The sequence below is a fragment of the Streptomyces sp. NPDC003036 genome, from assembly GCF_040611175.1.
In the GTDB taxonomy this organism is placed as follows: Bacteria; Actinomycetota; Actinomycetes; order Streptomycetales; family Streptomycetaceae; genus Streptomyces.
Genome location: NZ_JBEXNO010000101.1, coordinates 1 through 1,097, shown reverse-complemented (window position 1 = coordinate 1,097; position 1,097 = coordinate 1). Strand labels below are relative to the sequence as shown.

Sequence of the window (1,097 nt, the reverse complement as noted above, 5' to 3'; positions counted from 1 at the left end):
GACCCGGTCTCCGGCGCGGACGAGGTCGTCGCCTTCGCCCGCGAGCACGGCCTGCCGATCGCGATCAAGGCCGCCTTCGGTGGCGGCGGACGCGGCCTGAAGGTCGCCCGCACCCTCGAAGAGGTCCCCGAGCTGTACGACTCCGCCGTCCGCGAGGCCGTCGCCGCCTTCGGGCGTGGCGAGTGCTTCGTCGAGCGGTACCTCGACAAGCCGCGCCACGTCGAGACCCAGTGCCTGGCCGACCAGCACGGCAACGTCGTGGTCGTCTCGACCCGTGACTGCTCGCTGCAGCGCCGCCACCAGAAGCTGGTGGAGGAGGCGCCGGCGCCGTTCCTGTCCCAGGAGCAGAACGCCGAGCTGTACCGCGCCTCGAAGGCCATCCTGAAGGAGGCCGGCTACGTCGGTGCCGGCACGGTGGAGTTCCTCGTCGGCATGGACGGCACGATCTCCTTCCTGGAGGTCAACACCCGTCTCCAGGTCGAGCACCCGGTCACCGAGGAGGTCTCCGGCATCGACCTCGTCCGCGAGATGTTCCGCATCGCCGACGGCGAGGAGCTCGGCTACGACGACCCGCCGCTGCGCGGCCACTCCTTCGAGTTCCGCATCAACGGCGAAGACCCCGGCCGCAACTTCCTCCCGGCCCCGGGCACCGTCACCACCTTCGCGCCGCCGTCCGGCCCGGGCGTCCGCCTGGACGCCGGTGTCGAGTCCGGGTCCGTCATCGGCCCGGCGTGGGACTCGCTGCTCGCCAAGCTGATCGTCACCGGCGCCACCCGGCAGCAGGCACTCCAGCGTGCCGCCCGCGCGCTGGAGGAGTTCCAGGTCGAGGGCATGGCCACCGCCATCCCCTTCCACCGCAAGGTCGTCACCGACCCCGCCTTCGCCCCGGCCGAGGGCCCCTTCCAGGTCCACACCCGCTGGATCGAGACCGAGTTCGTCAACGACATCAAGCCCTTCGCCGCGCCCGCCGACGCGGAGGACGCCGAGGACGAGGCCGGCCGTGAGACGGTCGTCGTCGAGGTCGGCGGCAAGCGCCTGGAAGTCTCCCTCCCCTCCTCCCTGGGCATGAGCCTGGCCCGCACCGGCCTGGCCGCCGG

The 1,097-nt window shown here is 72.2% G+C and carries 1 protein-coding gene; it reads left to right on the top strand.

The window, feature by feature from the left end:
• Positions 1–1,097, top strand: a 1,097-nt coding sequence (locus tag ABZX67_RS33270) for an ATP-grasp domain-containing protein (protein WP_355368545.1), incomplete at both ends; no start/stop codon positions are given.